Here is a 17,455-nt window from a genome sequence, read left to right as displayed (position 1 = left end):
CGTCACTGGCAGCCCAGGGCCGCCCGACTGTCTGCGGCCTTTTGCACGTATTCGGACCCGGGGTAGCGCTGGCCCAGTTCGGCCAGGGTCACGCAGGCCTCGGGGGTGCTGCCAAGCGCGGCCAAAGTCGTGCCTAGGCGCCAAAGCGCCTCGGGGGCAATGGGATCATCGGGAAAGCCGGAATAGGCGTTCAGGAAACGGCGGGCAGCCTCGCGGATATCGCCCTGCCCTTCAAGCGCGCGGCCCTCGGCCACCAGCGCCGAGGCTTCGAGCGGCCCCATGGGATAAACTTCGCGGTACTGCGCAAACAATTGCGCGGCCGCGGCGAAATCGCCATCGTTCAACGCCTTTTGCGCGGCCAGGAAATCGGCCTCTTCGCTGACCGCCAGTTCGCCCTGATGCGCGGGCAGTGCATCGGTGCCCGGCGGCGGCGTTGCAGGCTGCGCGGGGGCTGCGGCCACCGCTTCGCCGCCCAGCGGCAGGGTCTGGCCAATGGTGCCCAGATCGCAGCCCGGCAACGCCTCGCAGACGCGGAAGTCCAGATCGCCAAGGCGGTTGGTGCCGTCCTTGACGATGGTGTCGATGCGGAACTGCAGCTGTTCGGTCTTGGAGGTCACGCGCTGAAGCTCGGCTTCGATGGCGTTCAGACGGTCCAGCGCGCTGCCCCCTATGGCCACGCCGCTGCTGCCGGTTGTGTTCAGCTCTTGCTTGAGCCGTTGCAGCTCACCATTCAGGATGGCGATGTCCTGACGGATATCGGCAAGGGTTTCGCTTTGCTGAGCCTGGGCAAGGCCCGCGGCCAGCGTCACACAAAGGGCAAGAACGGCGCGGCGGATCAAGGTTTAGCTCCCGATGCCCATGGAAATCACCGTCACGGCGCGACGGTTCTTGGCATAGCAGCTTTCGACCGAACACACCTCGACCGGGCGTTCCTTGCCGTAGCTGATGAACTTCAGGCGGCTCGACGGGATGCCGCGCGATGTCAGGTATTCCATCACCGCGTTGGCGCGGCGTGCGCCCAGCGCGATGTTGTATTCGCGGGTGCCCTGTTCGTCGGCGTGGCCTTCGATCACGGCCAGGTAGTCCGAGTTGGTCATCAGCCACTGGGCCTGCTGGTCCAGGGTGGCGCGGGCCTCGGGCGACAGGGTCGACTGGTCGACGGCAAAGAACACGCGGTCGCCGATGGACTGCTGGAAATAGGCCGCCGAGGTGGGATCGCTGGCGCTGCCCGGCAGATAGCCGCTGTCGATGCCGGTTCCGGCCCCTGCGCCCGCACCTGCGCCGCCGTCCCCGTCGCCAAAGCGGTTGGGATTGGTACAGGCCGAAACCGCCAGCGCGGCAATCAGCAATACTGCCTTGGTAAGATGTGTCATCTGTCTGTCCTGCTCATTCATGTGCTTTTGCTTTTGCGCGCAGGCTACCACAACCTGCACACCTGGGAAAGTTCCCGTGTTTCCACCTATTGCAGCGGTCCCCAGCTGGGGTCCGACGCGCCTGCCGGGGTACGCACCCGCTTCAGGTTGCGCCCCGAAATATCCACCGAATACAGCGCCGATGCGCCATCCGCGCCTTGGGTTTCGCGGGCAAACATGATCACCCGGCCATTGGGCGCCCATGTCGGGCCTTCGTCAAGGAACGACGCCGTGAGCAGGCGCTCTTCGCTGCCATCGGTGCGCATGACGCCAATGTGGAACCGGCCTGCGTTCTGCTTGGTAAAGGCCACCTGATCGCCGCGCGGTGACCAGACCGGGGTGCCATAGCGCCCTTCGCCAAAGCTGATGCGGGTGGCATCGCCGCCCTGCGCCGGCATGATATACAGCTGCTGCGATCCGGACCGGTCGCTTTCAAAGACGATGCGGCTGCCGTCGGGCGAATAACTGGGCGCGGTTTCGATCGACGGGGCAAATGTCAGCTGGCGCGACGCGCCGCTGGCGATGTCCATCGCAAAGATGTCGGTGTTCGACCCGTTGGTCAGCGAATAGATCACGGTGCGGCCATCGGGCGAAAAACGCGGTGCAAAGCTCATCACGCCTTCGCTGGTCTGGAAGATCCGGCTTTGCACATCGCCAACGTTCAGCACGTGAATGCGCGGCTGGCCGGTTTCATAGCTGGTATACAGCACGCGGTCGCCCGCAGGCGAAAAGCGCGGCGCCAGGACGATGGCATCCGATCCGGTCAGGTACTGCACGCTGGCGCCGTCATAATCCATGATGGCAAGCCGTTTGGCGCGCGCATTCTTCGGCCCGGTTTCCGAGACAAAGACAACACGGCTGTCGAAATAGGGGTCTTCACCGGTCAGGCGGGCATAGACCTGGTCGGCCACCTTGTGCGCAAGGCGGCGCCAACCATCGGCGGTGGCGGCGAATTGCATGCCCTGCCCCAGCTCGGCCCCGGCAAAGACGTCCCAGACGCGGAACTTGACGATGACCTTGCCGGCGCCGTCGGTGCTGACCGCGCCGGTGATCAGGGCCTGCGAATTGATCGCCTTCCAGTCGGCATACTGGATGGGGGCGCCAAAGCTGGCCACCGTGCTGATATGCGCCTCGCGGGGGATTTCGCGGAACAGGCCGGTGCCGGTCAGGTCATCGGCGATGACGCGGCTGATCTGTTCGGCGTATTGCTGGGCATCCGCGGTTTCGGCGACGAAATTCGGCACCGCGTAGGGCATCGGTTCGACGACGCCTTCGGTGATCTCGATCCTCAGCGGGCCGGTCTGCGCCGTGGCGCCAGAGGCACCAAGGATCAAGACCAGCGCAACCGCGCCGATCATCAAGCTGGCAAGGCGATGCATCATCCTGTTTCCCTCCTTGGGGGGCTGCTCATTGCTGTCCGAGCGGGTCTGCGCCCGCTTTAGCGCAGCATACGCGGATTTGCGCCACTGCAAAACACCATAGGCGGCGTCGGTCGCGGGGAATTTGCGCGGGTTATTGCTCATTTATTGCTCATTTCAGGCCTATCTCAGGCGCATGTCGGCGGGATTGAAGGTAATTTCGATCTGGCGCCAGTGGTCGTACTTGTCATCAGGCAGGTCATACCCGTCAGCCTGGCAGCGCAGCACGGCACGGCGCGCCGCCTGAAAGGCGGTTTCGACCGCCGCGCCCGATCCGCCGGACGCGCTGATCATCCTGAGGTCCACGACCTTGCCGCTGCGATCCATCTCAAGCCCGACCGTCACCACGACCGAAGCCGCGGCAGAGCCGACATCGACGTTCCAGCACTTTTGCACGGCGACCCGCAGGCCCTCCTGCTCGCCGCGTGTCAGCGGCGGGCCGGCGGGGGCGGCGGGCTCTGATCCGCCCGAAAGCGCCTCGGCCAGGGCGGCGGCCACGGCATCGGCGGTGTCGGTCTCCGGCTCGGCGGCCGGCTCGGCGGGTTTGGGCGGTGTTTCCGAGGCCGGGCCTGCAGCCGCAGCCGCAGCCGTCGCGGCAGCGGGCCGTGTCTTGGGACGCGGACTGCTGGGCGGTGCCAGGCTGCCCGAGGGTTTTTCAGCCTCGGTCACGATTTCGGTTGCCGCCTCCTCGGGGGCGGTGGCCTCTTGCGACTCTTCTGCCGGTTCGGGGGAAACGGCGTCGGGCTCGGCGGCCTGCTGGACCTCGTCGGCAACGGTTGTGTCGGTTTCGGGCGGGGCCACGGGTTCTGCGGCGACGCGCTGCGCCGGGCGCGGTTTCGGCCGCACCGAGGCATCGGGCGCCAGAACCGGCGGCGGGGTCACTTCGGGGGGTGTCGGCTCGGGCGGCGGCGGAGCAGCCTCGACCGGCGGCAAGGCCGGCGGCGCAGGCTCCGGTTCGGGTTCGGGCGCGGGGGCGACAGGGGTCGGTTCCGGCGCAGGGGTCGGTTCTGGCGCAGGGGTCGGTTCTGGCGCCGGTTGGGGTTCCGGTACGGGCTCGGGCGCGGGTTCGGGTCTGGGGCTGGGGCGGACGGGGGCCGGCTCCGGCGGCGGCGCGGACAGCACCGGCTGGGTCAGCGCGGCGAATTCAGCTTCGGACAATACCGTGACGTCGGCCACCTCGACCTCGGGCGGGTTGGCGCGGAAAAGCCCCCCGAACAAAAGCCACAGGATCGCAAGGCCGTGGGCACCGGCGGATATGTACTGACCCTTCGTCACGATGGCCCCTACTGACCCGTGCCGTTCAGGGCCGGACCACCAATGTCCGTCACAAGACCGATCGAGGAAAAGCCGCCCGCGTTCAGCGCGCCCATGATCTGGGCCACTTCTTCGTAAGTCACCGACCCGTCGGCGCGCAAATAAACGCGGTCATCGCTGCGCTCGGCGGCGATGGCACGCAGGCGCGGCACCAGGTCCTCGCGGCTGATCTCGGTCGATTGCAGAAGAACGGTGCCCTCGGCGGAAATCGTCACGGTCAGCGGTTCTTCGGTTTCCTGCGGCAGGGCCTGCGCGGCGGTCTTGGGCAATTCCACCGGAACCCCAACCGTCAGCAAAGGCGCGGCCACCATGAAGATGATCAAAAGCACCAGCATCACGTCCACAAAGGGCGTGACGTTGATTTCGGACATGGCCTGGCTGCTGCCGCCCCTGCGGCGACGCCTGCGGCGGCTGCCACCCCCGCCGTTTTTCATGACCCCGGCGCCCATGGCTCAGGAATCCAGCTGGCGCGAAAGGATGGTGGCGAATTCGTCGGCAAAGGCCTCATAGCCGCCAAGGATGCGGTCGCTGTCCGCATTGAACTTGTTGTAGAAGATAACGGCCGGGATCGCTGCCATCAGGCCCAGACCGGTGGCCAGCAGCGCCTCGGCGATGCCGGGGGCCACGACCACAAGCGAGGTGTTCTGCTGCGACGCGATCTCGATAAAGGCGTGCATGATGCCAAAGACCGTCCCGAACAGGCCGACAAAGGGTGCGGTCGACCCGACGGTGGCCAGCACCGGCAGACCTTTTTGCAGCTCTTCGGCCTCTTTCTGGATGGCCACGTCCATGCTGCGGTCGATTCGGCTTTGGGCATTGGCGATCAGCCCGCCATCCTCGCGGTGCGAACGTCGCCATTCCGTCATGCCGGCGGCAAAGACGCGCTGCGCCCGCCCGCTGGGTTCGGGGCCAAGCTGTTCGTAAAGCTCGTCCAAAGGTTCGCCCGACCAAAAGGCCTGATCGAAAATCTTGGCCTCGCGTCGTGCCTTGCGGTACGCGATCAGCTTGTCGATGATGATGCCCCACGACCAGACCGATGCGATGGTCAAGGCCAGCATCACCAGCTTGACGGTCAGCGTTGCGCGCGCAAAAAGCCCCCACATAGAGAAATCAATCTCCTGCGCGAGCGCTAGGGTTTCTGCTTCCATGAACCTGCTCTTTCCACCTGTCGACCCTCTTTCGGGGCCGTATTAAAGGGGTGTTTAGCCGATTTGGAGGGCAAAGGCCAACATAATGCTGTGATCGGCGCGCGATTTTGCACGATAGGCGAACAATCGCCACAGCCGGGGCTGTTCAGGCCGGGCGCGCTTCGGGACGGCGGGCGGGGCGGCTTTCGGCCAGGGGCCGGAACAGCGCCCTGCGGCGGCCCCCTAGTGCACCTTTTTGCGCAAACCGGCAGGCAGGCGCGCGGGATGGCCGTCCAGCGTGGCGCAGACTGCCGTGACCTCGGCGCGGAACAGCACTTCTTCGCCGCGCAGCACCTCTTGCGCCATGATCAGGCGCACCCCGGTCATGGCCTTGACGCTGGTGCGCACCTCAAGCGCGTCATCGTATTTCGCCGGATGCAGGTAATCGCATTCGATCCGCCGCACGACAAAGACGATGCCGTCCTCGCGCATGGCGTTCTGATCCAAGCCCTGTTCCTTGACCCAGTCACTGCGCGCCCGTTCAATGAATTTCAGGTAATTGGCGTGATAGACGATCCCCGCCATATCGGTGTCCTCGTAATAGACGCGGACAGGAAAGACATGGATCATGGGCAAGGCTCCGCAATGGCTTGGGCAGACCCTAACCGCTGGATTGTAACAGCCGCAAGGCCCCGTCACCTTTTGCGGCGCCCGCCCGCGCTGCGGCTGTGAAAATCCGGGCGGCGTTTGGCCACCCAGGCCAGAAAGCGCGCCATCCTGGGGTGGGCGCGCAGTGCCTCGACCGTGTTGTAGTCGCGCGCCAGTTCCGCCTCGGTAAAGACCGTGTGGATTTCCGAATGGCAAATCTGGTGCAAAAGCACCACCGGCCCGCCCTTGCCGCCCTTCAGCTTGGGGATCAGGTGATGCAGGCTTTGCTTGGCAGCGGGTGGAATGGGCCGCAGGCACAGGGGGCAAATCGGGTCACTCATGGGCTTTGACTTGTGCCTGACCGCGCCACAAGGCAAGACTGCACGCCAAATCAGCGCCGTCCCGGGAACCGCCACCATGACCTTCGACCTCGACTCGCAGCCGCAGATCATCCAGCGCGCCGCCGGCTTTGCCCTGCAAGGCTGGGACATCGCCAAGGGTTGGCTGCTGTCGCCCGCCGCATGGTCGCAGTTCGGCCTGTTGATCGCGGCCTTTGTGCTGGCCTGGCTGCTGACCCGGCGCCTGCGCCCGATGCTGGAACGCCTGTTGACGCCCGAGGCCGGGAAAACCTCGATCCTTGCCACGATCCGCCGCTTTTTGCTGATCTTCGTGCCGCTGCTGCTGCCGCTTCTGGCCTGGGGCTTTACCGCCATCGGCGAACAGGCCACCCGCGCCCTGTTCGGATCGGGCGCCGTCATTGCCTTTGGCAAGCGGATCTTTTTGTTCCTCGCGGCGCGCATCCTGGTCCGGGAAATCATCTCGGACGGGTTTCTCAAGATGCTGGGCCGCTTTGTGCTGCTGCCGATCATGGCGCTTTACGCGCTGGGGTTCCTGGATGACAGCATCGCCCGCCTGAACGAGATGACGATCTCTTTGGGCAATATCGAATTCACCGTGATGTCGATCATCCGGGGCATCATCGCCGGGTCGATCCTGTTCTGGATCGGCCGCTGGTCGAACGACCAGACCGGCAACTTCATCAAGAAACAGGACGACATGCCGCCTGCAACCCGGCAGCTTGCCTCGAAAGCGGCCGAGATCGCGATCTTTGGCCTGGCCTTCCTGCTGCTGATGAACATCATGGGCATTCCGCTGACCTCGCTTGCGGTGCTGGGCGGCGCCATTGGTGTGGGCCTTGGCTTTGGTCTGCAAAAGATCGCGTCGAACTATATTTCCGGCGTGATCCTGCTGCTCGAAGGGCAGGCCACGGTGGGCGATTATGTCGAACTGGACAGCGGCGAGGCCGGCACCATCGTAAAGACCACCGCCCGCGCCATGATCCTGGAAACCTTTGACGGGCGCTGGATCGTCGTCCCGAACGAAGATTTCATCACCACCCGGATCATCAACTATTCGGATCAGGGCAGCGCCAACCGCTACGAAGTGCCGTTTTCCGTCAGCTACGACACCGACATCAACCTTGTGCCCGACATCATCGAAGCGGCCGTTGCCACGCACCCCGGCGTCTTGCAAAAACCATATCCGCCCGATTGTGAATGGCGCGCCTTTGGCGAAAGCGGCGTCGATTTCGCGGTGGAATTCTGGGTGAACGGGCTGGACGACGGCAAGAACAAGTTTTCGTCCGATGTCGGTTTCCTGATCTGGAACGCGCTCAAGGCACACAACATCGAAATCCCCTATCCGCGCCGCGTCATCGAAATGCGCAATGCGCCGTCGGGCGACTAGACCGGCATGCAGGGCATGAAGGGCGCGCTTGTCATCGGGGGTGGCCCCGCGGGGCTGATGGCCGCCGATGCGCTGTTGTCGGCGGGCATCCCGGTTTTGCTGGCCGAGGCCAAGCCATCGCTTGGACGCAAGTTCCTGATGGCGGGCAAGTCCGGGTTGAACCTGACCAAGATGGAGCCCCTGGCCGATTTCCTGTCCAACTACGGCACCGCCCGGAACGCGCTGAGCCCGATGATCACCGCCTTTGGCCCCGATCAGGTCAAGACCTGGGCCGAGGGGTTGGGCCAGCCCTGTTTCACCGGCTCGACCGGGCGGCTGTTTCCGACGGCCATGAAAGCCTCGCCGCTGCTGCGCGCCTGGCTGGCGCGGCTGGACGACATGGGATTGCAGCGCCGCACCCGCTGGCGCTGGACCGGATGGGACGGCGACGCGGTTTTGTTCGACACGCCCGTAGGGCCGCAGCGGATCACGCCGCAGGTGACTGTTCTGGCGCTTGGCGGGGCCAGCTGGGCGCGGCTTGGGTCCGACGGGGCCTGGGCCGGAACGCTTGTTCAGGCGGGGCAACCGGTTGCGCCCTTCCAGCCGTCAAACGTCGGGATCGTGGTGGAGTGGTCCGCCCACATGCAAAGGCACCTTGGCGCGCCCTTGAAGAACATCGGCTTTCACGCCGGGGATCTGTCCAGCCGGGGCGAGGCGGTGATATCGACAAAGGGGCTGGAAGGCGGGGCGATCTACCCGCTGGCCCCTGCCCTGCGCGCCGGGGCCGCGCTGTTTGCCGATCTCGCGCCCGATCTGGACGAGGCCGCCGTTGCCGCGCGGCTGTCCCGCCCGAAAGGCAAACAAAGCCTGTCCAACCACCTGCGCAAGGCGCTGTCCTTGTCCCCCGCCAAGCAGGCCCTGCTGATGGAATGCGCCCGCCCCCTGCCTGACCAGCCCGATGCACTGGCGCGGCTGGTCAAACACCTGCCCATCGCCCACCAGGGCCCCCGCCCCATGGACGAAGCGATTTCCACCGCCGGAGGCCTGCGCTGGGACGGCCTGAGCGATGGCCTGATGCTGCGTGAAAAGCCCGGTACCTTCTGCGCTGGCGAAATGCTGGACTGGGAGGCCCCGACCGGCGGTTACCTGTTGACGGCCTGCCTTGCCACCGGGCTATGGGCCGGGCAGCACGCCGCGCGTCATTGCCAAAGGTAGCGGACCGTTTCGCCCGCATCGTCCGCTGCCTGTCCGATCGCCTCGATCCTTGCGCGCGGCACCCCGCGTTCGGCCAATGCGGCGCGCAAGGCCTCGGCCCGGCGCCGCGCCAGTTGGCGGTTAAGGGCTGGGTAGTCGGTCTTTCCGGCCTGAACCTCGATCATCAGGGTCAAGTCGCCGGTCCAGGTACAATCGCGCGCCACGGCCGCCAGCTGGGCCAGCGGATGCACCGCCCCCAGCGCCAGAGCAAAGCCATTTTCCTCGAACGGTACGGGCTTGGCCTCGGCCATCGCCTTGGTGCAGGCCTCGGCGGTCGGGGAAATCGACAGTTTCGGCAACCAATAGCCATCCGTGAAAACCTGCGGCAGGCCCAGCACCACATGCGTGCGCTGGGTGCCGGGCAGCGGCGGGCTGGCGCTGTCGATCGTGGCCTGCACCCCATTGGGCAGCGCCAGTTGCTGCCGCAACAGTGCAACCGGTGCACCCGGCGTGACCTGCAAGCGCAGGGACAAGGGCGCGCCCGGCCCGTGGTCAAGCGTCATCCCGTCCAGCAGGTCCAGATAGGGCTGAACCGCGCGCAAGGCGTCCAGCACCGGCGCGGCGTCGCCCCCTGGCGCGACACGCGGATCACCCCGGACCGCGTCCAAGCCCAGCGCCTCGGCCATCGCCGCAGGCGTCAAGCCGGCGGGCAGCTTGCCTTGCAGGCTCGCGCCGGTCGCCGCGTCATAGGTCAGTTCGAACACCGCAGGCGCGCCATCATCCGCCAGTTGGAGATCGGCCTCGCCGCTGTCGCCCAGCGCCGCGCGCGCCATTTGCCGGGCCGCCGGATCAGCGGCAAGCCCGGTCAGGCGCAGGCCAGTGGCGTCCAGTTCCAACACGCCGCTGCGCAGCGCGGAAAGCGCGCGCAAGCCCGGCTGCAACGGGTCATCCCAACCCTGAAGATCGGGATAGGGTGAACGATCCAGCTGTTCGGCCCCCAAAGGCGCGCCAAACCCCGCTGCCCAAGCCCCGGCGTCGAAATCCGCGGGCACGCGGCCATGAAAGTCCAAGGCGCTGCCATCCCATGTGACCGTCAGCGTCAGGGCCGGGCCATCATCCACCGGCACCAAGGAACGGTTCAATGCATAGCCCAGCGGCAATTCCAAGGCGTCGATTTGCGCGATGATCGCAGGCGGCATCGGCCCGCCCTGCACCGTCACAACCCCTGGCGTCACGCTGATCGTGCCCAGTTCCAGGGCCTCCACCAGCGGGGCAATCGCGGCCAACGCCTCTTCGAAACCCGGTGCGTCCAGCGGTTTCGGGGCATGGGTGATGGCCCCCTCTGCCCCGTCGATCACCGCCGCAACAGGTCCGGCATAGTCCGGAGGCAGCTTACCAAAAGCCCGCAACCCCATGAAAGGATCGCGCGTCACCAGCAGGCTATAGGGCAACCCGTCATCCAGAGCGGTGATCGTCAGGGTCGCGCTGTAGCCTTCGGGCACTTCGGCAAACCCGGCCTCAATCTGGCGCAACTGCGCAGGAAGATGCACCACGCCGCTGATCGCCAAGTCGCGGTCCACCAGACGCACCTGCCCCTCTTCCATCCCGGCCAGGGTCTGGGCAGCCCGCAAGGCGACTTCGCCCCAAAGACCATCGGGCGCCCCCGCCGCGACAGTCAAATCCGGCTCGTCCAGCGCAAAAAGCTCCGTCAACTGCCGGGCCAGACCCTCTTGCGGAACCACGCCCGCGACGGTGACCAGCCCCGCCGCCTTGGTCATACCCAGATCAAAGGGTGCAACCGTGGGCAGGATCGTCAGCAGGTTTTCCACTGCTTCGACGCCCTGCAGATCGGTCAGTTGCGCGACGACCTGTTCTGCCTCGGCCTCGCTTTCGACGCGGCCCGACACGGTGACCGTGCGCGCCTTGACCGCAATGTCCAACGGATGCCGCGCCTGATAAAGGGCAGCCTCGGCCTCGGCCTTGATCCCGGCGGCGACCAGCGCGTTTTCATCCGGCACGCGGAACACACCCAGCGAGATCACCGCCAGTGCAATCGCCAGAATGGCAAACAGGTCCCGCATGGCGCGGCTTAAACCGCGGCCTTGCGGCTTTCGTCCAGATAGATTTCGCGCAGGCGCAGGGCGCGCGCGCCCGGGGTGCCATCGCCCAGTGCCACGCCGTCAATCTCGACCACGGGCATCACGAAAGTAGACGCACTGGTGACGAACGCCTCGTCCGCCTCTTTTGCCTCGTCGATGGAGAAATTGCGTTCCTCGACCTCCATCTGAGCCTCGCGGGCAAAGCGCAGCACGGCGGCGCGGGTGATCCCGTGCAGGATGTCGTTGGACAGGGCGCGCGTGATGATCTTGTTGCCCTTGACGATATAGGCGTTGTTGCTGGTTCCCTCGGTGACAAAGCCATCCTCGACCATCCAGGCATCATCGGCCCCGGCCTTCTTGGCCATCATCTTGCCCATCGACGGGTACAGCAGCTGCGTCGTCTTGATATCGCGGCGGCCCCAGCGCACGTCCTCGATGCTGATAACCTTGATGCCCTTTTTCGCCACTGGATTGTCGGCCAGCCCGGGCTTGTTCTGGGTGAACAGAACCAGCGTCGGCTCGCAAGTCGCAGGATCGGGAAAGACGAAATCGCGGTCGCCGGGCGCGCCGCGGGTGATCTGCAGATAGATCATCCCCTCGTCGATGCCGTTCAGGCGCACCAGCTCGCGGTGGATCTCCAGCAGGTCGTCAAAGGCGGCGGGTTTGGGCATGTCCAGCTCATTCAGAGACCGTTCCAGCCGCTTGGCATGGCCTTCGAAATCGATCAGCTTGCCGCCCAGCACGCTTGTCACCTCGTAAACCCCATCCGCCATCAGAAAGGCCCGGTCAAAGATGCTGACCTTGGCTTCGGTTTCGGGCAGATATTCGCCGTTGAGGTATACGGTGCGGGTCATGGGCGGGTCTCCTTATCCCCAGAGGGCGGGGCCTGACGGATGCACCCCGGCCTCGTCATAATGCAAAGCGTTCTCACGGTCTTCCGCCAATAGCAGCGGCCCGTCAAGGTCCGTCACCAGCGCACCCTGCGCCACCAGAACCGCCGGGGCCATCGCCAAAGACGATCCCACCATGCAGCCCACCATGACCTTGTAGCCCTCGGCGCGGGCCGCATCGCGCAGCGCCAATGCCTCGGTCAAGCCGCCGGTCTTGTCCAGCTTGATGTTGACCACGTCATACTTGCCCTTCAGCGCCGGCAGACTGGCCCGGTCATGGCAGGATTCGTCGGCGCACACCGGTACCGGTCGATCCATGCCGATCAGGGCCGCGTCTTCGCCGGCAGGCAGGGGCTGTTCGACCAAGGACACGCCCAGCCGCACCAGATGCGGCGCCAGATCGGCGTAAACCTTCGCACTCCATCCCTCGTTCGCATCGACAATGATCCGGGCCATAGGCGCGCCGCGCCGCACGGCCTCCAACCGTGGCATGTCATCCGGCGTACCCAGCTTGATCTTGAGCAACGGGCGATGTGCATGCTTGCGGGCCGACGCCTCCATTGCGCTGGGTTCCCCAAGCGACAACGTATAAGCCGTCACCTCGGGCCCCGGAGCCGCCAACCCGGCCAACTCCCAAACCCGCCGACCTGCCTGCTTGGCCTCCAGATCCCACAGCGCGCAATCCACCGCATTGCGCGCCGCCCCCGCGGGCAACAACCCGGCCAAGGCATCCCGCGTCACATCCCCGGGCAATCCCGCGATCTCTGCCTCGACGCTTTCCAGGGTCTCGCCATAGCGCGCATAGGGCACACATTCGCCCCAGCCGGTCACCCCGCCGCGCGTCACCCGAACCGTCAGAACCTGCGCTTCGGTGCGGCTGCCCCGCGAAATGGTAAAGGCCTCGGCCAGTCGGAAAACATCCCGCGTCACGTCAATGGTCATGGCCTGTCCTTCTTCTTGGTCAAAATACTCCCGCCGGAGGCGCCCGTGGGACGGTGGGCGGGGCGAGGTTCCGGCCCAAGGCCGGAACAAGCGCCGTCCCGCCGGATCAAAACGCCGCCAGGGCCTCGGCCAGACGCGCAGCACCATGGCGGAACGGATCCACCGTCGACAACCCGAACTGCGCCTCGATCGCCTCGCAATAGGTCGCCGCTTCGGCTTCGCCCATGTGCTGGGTGTTGATCGACACCCCGACCACCCGGCAATCAGGATTGGCCACCTTGGCCATTTGCAGCGACAGATCGCGCAGGTCCTCAAGCGAGGGCAAGGCATAGCCCGGCAACCCCCGCATGTGGCTGCGCGTCGGTTCGTGGCACAGGATCAGCGCATCGGGCTGACCGCCATGGATCAACGCCAAAGTCACCCCGGAAAAGCTGACGTGGAACAGGCTGCCCTGCCCTTCGATGATGTCCCAGTGATCCGCGTCGTTGTCCGGCGTCAGCCATTCGATCGACCCGGCCATGAAATCGGCGATCACCGCATCCAGCGGCACCCCGTCACCGGTGATCAGGATGCCGGTCTGCCCGGTCGCGCGAAAGGTGCTTTTCATCCCCATCTCGCGCATCGCCTTGTCCAGCGCGAGCGCCGTGTACATCTTGCCGACGGAGCAATCGGTGCCAACCGCCAGAACACGCTTGCCACGGCGTTTTTCACCATTGGCGATGGGGTATTCCACCTCGGGCACCCGTACGTCGTGCAGGGCGCGCCCGCAGGCCTTGGCCACCGCCACCAGGTCGGGTTCGTTGCGCAACAGGTTGTGCAAGCCCGAGGCAAGGTCGAACCCTTCTTCAAGCGCGCCGACCAGCACCTTTTTCCAGGCCTGGCTGATCTTGCCGCCACGGTTCGCCACGCCGATCACCAGAGTCTTGGCGCCGGCGGCCTTGGCCTCTTCCAGTGTCATGTCCGGCAGTTTCATGTCCGCCATGCAGCCTTCCATGCGCAACTGGCCCACGCAGTTCTCGGGGCGCCAGTCCTTGATGCCCTGCGCCACCTTGGCCGCAAGCGGATCGGGGGCATCCCCGAGGAACAGCAAATACGGAGTCTCGATCATTTCATTCCCTTTCCTGCGCTTGGGACGGTCCGCGCCCGACTGAAGCCGACCTTGCCCGCCACGGGACAGGATTTTCACCCCGAGTGCATCCTGATTCCATAGGCCGACCGAAGAAATCGTTCTTTTCGGACGCCTTGGCGGGACATCCTCCCACAAAGCGGGCAGATCGGGCGGCAGTCCTCCCTGCGTCATGCTGCAGTCGCAAAATACCCTTGCGCAGCGCAGCGTAATTTCATAACCAAAACGGGAACTCAAACGTAATTTCATTACCGAAGGGGAATCTCCCATGTCCTTCCGTCTTCAGCCCGCTCCGGCTGCGCGTCCCAACCGTTGCCAGTTGTTTGGACCCGGTTCGAATACCAAGCTGTTTGCCAAGATGGCGGCGTCGGCCGCTGATGTGATCAATCTGGACCTCGAAGATTCGGTGGCGCCCAGTGACAAGGACAGCGCGCGGGCCAATGTCATTCAGGCGATCGGCGACATCGACTGGGGCAACAAGACGCTGTCGGTGCGGATCAACGGGCTGGACACGCCCTATTGGTATCGCGACGTGGTGGACCTGCTGGAACAGGCCGGCGACCGGCTTGACCAGATCATGATCCCCAAGGTTGGCTGCGCCGCCGACATCTATGCGGTCGACGCACTGGTCACCGCCATCGAGCGCGCCAAGGGCCGCACAAAGCCGATCAAGTTCGAAGTGATCATCGAATCCGCCGCTGGCATTGCCCATGTCGAGGAAATCGCCGCCGCCAGCCCCCGGCTGGAAGCGATGAGCCTTGGCGCCGCAGATTTTGCGGCCTCGATGGGTATGGCGACCACCGGCATCGGCGGCACGCAGGAAAACTATTACATGCTGCACGAGGGCCAGAAACACTGGTCCGACCCGTGGCACTGGGCGCAGGCCGCCATCGTTGCCGCCTGCCGCACCCATGGCGTGCTGCCGGTCGACGGGCCCTTTGGCGATTTCAGCGACGACGACGGATACCGCGCGCAGGCGCTGCGCTCGGCGACGCTGGGCATGGTCGGCAAATGGGCCATCCACCCCAAGCAGATCGCCCTGGCCAACGAGGTATTCACCCCGTCCGAAGCCGCCGTCGCCGAAGCGCGCGAGATCCTGGCCGCGATGGAAGAGGCCAAGGCCAAAGGCGAAGGCGCAACCGTCTACAAGGGCCGTCTGGTCGACATCGCAAGCATCAAACAGGCCGAGGTCATCGTGCGCCAATCCGAGATGATCGCCGCAAACTGACCGGCCTGAAATCCAGTGTTAAGACAGCGGGTGGGGCGTCAAACCCCGCCCGTTTACGGTTTGACAACCTGCAATCAGTGCGATTCCCGGCCCGTTTGGTACATATTCCAAAACCCAGACCCGGCGCATCCGCCCCGCCCGAATCGCACCCAAATCCGCTTTGGTACGGTTTGGCGGCTGTTTGGTACAGATTCCAAACCCGGAATGAAAAATCAGCTCGCCCCGTCGCAACCAAGCGCTCACAAAACCGTGATGCCGCAATGCGGCAAAGGCCGGGTTTGGCCCGCGCCGGTTACACGCTGACCCCGAACAACGTCCCGATCCCGGCGGTGACGGCCATGGCGAACACCCCCCAGACAACCACGCGCAAGGTCGCGCGCAGCACCGGCGCGGCCCCCGCCTTGGCCCCCAAGGCGCCGAGCGCGGCAAGGGTGATGACCGTGACCACAAGGACGACCGGAATGATTGCCCCCTCTGGCGCGACAAGGGCCGCCAGCAGTGGAATCGCCGCCGCAACGCTGAAGGTCGCCCCCGAGGCAAGCGCGGCCTGAAGCGGGTTGGCGGCATGCGCCTCGGAGAGGCCGAGTTCGTCGCGCACATGGGCGCCCAGAGCATCGCTGGCGGTCAGTTCCCTGGCGACCACAAGCGCGGTTTCCGCGCTCAGCCCCTTTTCACGGTAGATGGCAGCAAGTTCGGCCAGCTCTTCCTCGGGCAAATCTGCAAGCGCCTTGGTTTCGCGGGCGATATCGGCCTTTTCCGTATCCGACTGCGACGAGACCGAAACATATTCCCCCGCCGCCATCGACATGGCCCCGGCGGTCAACCCCGCGATTCCGGCGATGAAAACCGCAGACGGGTTCGGATCGGCCGCCGCGACCCCGACGATCAGTGACGAGACCGAGACAACCCCGTCATTGGCGCCAAGCACGGCCGCCCGCAGCCAGCCGCTGCGCGTGATGTAATGCGGGTCTCCGGGGTGGGCGGATGCTGTGGGCATGTCTCTCTCCTGTGGCGGGCCGGGGCCGATTGGCGCCCTTGCCCCGTTGGGCTGTTCCGGCCAAGCAAAACACACTTGTCAGCCATCGGGAAGGGGCGACCGGGGCCTGTTGGTGGGCGGACGCTTTGACCTTTTCAAAACCCGCGGCGCGTGATTAGACATCGCGCCATGACCTATGACCTGCTTGCCGCGCTGGCCTTGTTCTGCGCCGCCACCCTGTTCACACCCGGACCGAACAACCTGATGCTGATGGCCTCGGGGGCGAATTTCGGGCTGCGCCGGACGCTGCCGCATCTGACTGGCGTCGCGGTCGGGTTTCCGATCATGGTGCTGCCGGTCGGGCTGGGCGTCATGCAGGTGTTTGACCTGTGGCCACCCGCCTACACGATCCTCAAGGCGCTGTCGGTCGCCTATATCCTGTGGCTGGCCTGGAAGATCGCCCATGCCGCCCCGCCCAAGGAGGCGCAGACCGAAGCGCGCCCTTTGACCTTTGTTCAGGCGGCGGCCTTTCAATGGGTGAACCCCAAGGCCTGGTCGATGGCGCTGGGGGCGATCACCCTGTATGCCACCAGCCGGGATTTCACCGCGATCCTGTGGGTCGCTGGCGCATTCCTGAGCATCGGCATCGTGTCGGCCCTGACCTGGGTGACGCTGGGCACCGGGGTGCGGCGGCTGCTGGCACGGCCCGAACGGCTGCGGGTTTTCAACTGGACCATGGCGGGGCTGTTGATCGCCTCGATGGTGCCGGTGCTGCTGCACCCGTAAGGGCCGCAGCGGGATTTGTTGAATCCTTGATATTGATTTCGGTCAAATCACACATTTCATTTTCGGCATATGACTTGGCGGATGGGGTGCAGGGAGCGCCCGACGACAATGGAGATGACCGTCATATGAAAACGTACGTACTTGCCGCCGTCCTTGGACTGGCCACCGCAACCGCCGCATTTGCCGCACCTCCGGCCGAGCTGTCGGATCCGATCGTTGCCTATACCCCTGTCATTGCCAAGAACGCGGACCTTCTGGGCCTGACCGAAGAACAGCGCGCCGATCTGAAGGCGTGGCTGGCCAGCATGCCCGCACAACGTGAAGCCCTGCAAAACGCCGCCGTCGAGGCCCGCGCCGTCCTGCGCGCCGCGATCAAGGACGGTGCGCCGGTCGAAACCCGCCAAAAAATGGCCGAAGAGGTTGGCAAGCTGGAAACCCAGTTGGTCATGATGCGCTCCAACTGCGTCGATCACTGGCGCGGCGTTCTGAGCGAGGCGCAATTCGCGCAGATGCTTGAGCTTGCGGAACAGTAAACCGCACGCCGGACATGGTATCCTGTCCGAACGGCCC

Annotated in this window: 18 protein-coding genes; 5 read left to right on the top strand and 13 right to left on the bottom strand. The window is 65.2% G+C overall.

Annotated features, from left to right (window positions below; genetic code table 11):
• Nucleotides 1-2 precede the first annotated feature (2 nt).
• The 8 genes from QF118_RS05700 to QF118_RS05665 all read right to left on the bottom strand — a co-directional run bounded on the left by QF118_RS05700 (nucleotide 3) and on the right by QF118_RS05665 (nucleotide 6,260).
• Nucleotides 3-836, bottom strand: a complete 834-nt coding sequence (locus tag QF118_RS05700; RefSeq protein WP_282302414.1) for a tetratricopeptide repeat protein — start codon at nucleotides 834-836, stop codon at nucleotides 3-5.
• Between the two features lie 6 nt (nucleotides 837-842).
• Nucleotides 843-1,373: a peptidoglycan-associated lipoprotein Pal gene (pal, locus tag QF118_RS05695; protein WP_282301680.1), complete on the bottom strand. Its 531-nt coding sequence runs from the start codon at nucleotides 1,371-1,373 to the stop codon at nucleotides 843-845.
• Between the two features lie 86 nt (nucleotides 1,374-1,459).
• Entirely contained in the window at nucleotides 1,460-2,794 is a 1,335-nt protein-coding gene (tolB, locus tag QF118_RS05690) for a Tol-Pal system beta propeller repeat protein TolB (protein WP_282301679.1), read from the bottom strand.
• Between the two features lie 159 nt (nucleotides 2,795-2,953).
• Nucleotides 2,954-4,105: a cell envelope integrity protein TolA gene (locus QF118_RS05685; protein WP_282301678.1), complete on the bottom strand. Its 1,152-nt coding sequence runs from the start codon at nucleotides 4,103-4,105 to the stop codon at nucleotides 2,954-2,956.
• An 8-nt stretch (nucleotides 4,106-4,113) separates the two neighbouring features.
• On the bottom strand, nucleotides 4,114-4,593 hold the full coding sequence (tolR, locus tag QF118_RS05680) for a protein TolR (protein WP_282301677.1): 480 nt from the start codon (nucleotides 4,591-4,593) through the stop codon (nucleotides 4,114-4,116).
• 3 nt (nucleotides 4,594-4,596) lie between these two features.
• Complete coding sequence (tolQ, locus tag QF118_RS05675; RefSeq protein WP_282301676.1) at nucleotides 4,597-5,292, bottom strand: protein TolQ; 696 nt, start codon at nucleotides 5,290-5,292, stop codon at nucleotides 4,597-4,599.
• A 222-nt stretch (nucleotides 5,293-5,514) separates the two neighbouring features.
• Nucleotides 5,515-5,901 carry a tol-pal system-associated acyl-CoA thioesterase gene (gene ybgC / locus QF118_RS05670; protein WP_282301675.1) on the bottom strand — a complete coding sequence of 129 codons (387 nt, stop codon included), beginning with the start codon at nucleotides 5,899-5,901 and terminating at the stop codon, nucleotides 5,515-5,517.
• A gap of 65 nt (nucleotides 5,902-5,966) precedes the next feature.
• Nucleotides 5,967-6,260 (bottom strand): HNH endonuclease family protein, encoded by a 294-nt coding sequence (locus QF118_RS05665; protein WP_282301674.1) that lies wholly within the window; start codon nucleotides 6,258-6,260, stop codon nucleotides 5,967-5,969.
• A 76-nt stretch (nucleotides 6,261-6,336) separates the two neighbouring features.
• On the opposite strand from QF118_RS05665, the gene QF118_RS05660 reads away from it, so the two are divergent.
• Nucleotides 6,337-7,665 (top strand): mechanosensitive ion channel family protein, encoded by a 1,329-nt coding sequence (locus QF118_RS05660; protein ID WP_282301673.1) that lies wholly within the window; start codon nucleotides 6,337-6,339, stop codon nucleotides 7,663-7,665.
• A gap of 15 nt (nucleotides 7,666-7,680) precedes the next feature.
• A complete protein-coding gene (locus tag QF118_RS05655; RefSeq protein WP_282301672.1) occupies nucleotides 7,681-8,859 on the top strand; it encodes a TIGR03862 family flavoprotein in 1,179 nt (392 codons plus the stop codon).
• On the opposite strand, the gene QF118_RS05650 is transcribed toward QF118_RS05655, so the two are convergent.
• From QF118_RS05650 to dgcN, 4 genes are all read right to left on the bottom strand, one after another.
• A complete protein-coding gene (locus QF118_RS05650; protein ID WP_282301671.1) occupies nucleotides 8,844-10,919 on the bottom strand; it encodes a BON domain-containing protein in 2,076 nt (691 codons plus the stop codon). The genes QF118_RS05655 and QF118_RS05650 overlap by 16 nt on opposite strands.
• Before the next feature lie 8 nt (nucleotides 10,920-10,927).
• Nucleotides 10,928-11,791, bottom strand: coding sequence for a D-amino-acid transaminase (locus QF118_RS05645; RefSeq protein ID WP_282301670.1), 864 nt, complete (start codon nucleotides 11,789-11,791; stop codon nucleotides 10,928-10,930).
• A gap of 12 nt (nucleotides 11,792-11,803) precedes the next feature.
• Nucleotides 11,804-12,769: an N-acetyl-D-Glu racemase DgcA gene (dgcA, locus tag QF118_RS05640; protein ID WP_282301669.1), complete on the bottom strand. Its 966-nt coding sequence runs from the start codon at nucleotides 12,767-12,769 to the stop codon at nucleotides 11,804-11,806.
• Nucleotides 12,770-12,875: 106 nt separating this feature from the next.
• Entirely contained in the window at nucleotides 12,876-13,877 is a 1,002-nt protein-coding gene (gene dgcN, locus QF118_RS05635; protein WP_282301668.1) for an N-acetyltransferase DgcN, read from the bottom strand.
• A 286-nt stretch (nucleotides 13,878-14,163) separates the two neighbouring features.
• On the opposite strand from dgcN, the gene QF118_RS05630 reads away from it, so the two are divergent.
• Nucleotides 14,164-15,123, top strand: coding sequence for an L-malyl-CoA/beta-methylmalyl-CoA lyase (locus QF118_RS05630; protein ID WP_282301667.1), 960 nt, complete (start codon nucleotides 14,164-14,166; stop codon nucleotides 15,121-15,123).
• Nucleotides 15,124-15,415: 292 nt separating this feature from the next.
• Here QF118_RS05630 and QF118_RS05625 read toward each other — a convergent pair whose 3' ends face one another.
• Nucleotides 15,416-16,120 carry a VIT1/CCC1 transporter family protein gene (locus tag QF118_RS05625; RefSeq protein WP_282301666.1) on the bottom strand — a complete coding sequence of 235 codons (705 nt, stop codon included), beginning with the start codon at nucleotides 16,118-16,120 and terminating at the stop codon, nucleotides 15,416-15,418.
• 168 nt (nucleotides 16,121-16,288) lie between these two features.
• Between QF118_RS05625 and QF118_RS05620 the strand changes: the two genes are divergently transcribed.
• Both QF118_RS05620 and QF118_RS05615 read left to right on the top strand, forming a co-directional pair.
• On the top strand, nucleotides 16,289-16,885 hold the full coding sequence (locus QF118_RS05620) for a LysE family translocator (protein ID WP_282301665.1): 597 nt from the start codon (nucleotides 16,289-16,291) through the stop codon (nucleotides 16,883-16,885).
• Between the two features lie 125 nt (nucleotides 16,886-17,010).
• The gene (locus tag QF118_RS05615; protein ID WP_282301664.1) at nucleotides 17,011-17,418 is read left to right on the top strand and encodes a Spy/CpxP family protein refolding chaperone; all 408 of its coding nucleotides are present in this window, start codon (nucleotides 17,011-17,013) and stop codon (nucleotides 17,416-17,418) included.
• The last annotated feature ends 37 nt before the right edge of the window (nucleotides 17,419-17,455 follow it).

It is taken from the genome of Tropicibacter oceani, from assembly GCF_029958925.1.
Lineage (GTDB): Bacteria > Pseudomonadota > Alphaproteobacteria > Rhodobacterales > Rhodobacteraceae > Pacificoceanicola > Pacificoceanicola oceani.
Note: the sequence above shows the minus strand (reverse complement) of the source record. Positions and strands in the feature narration are given on the sequence as shown.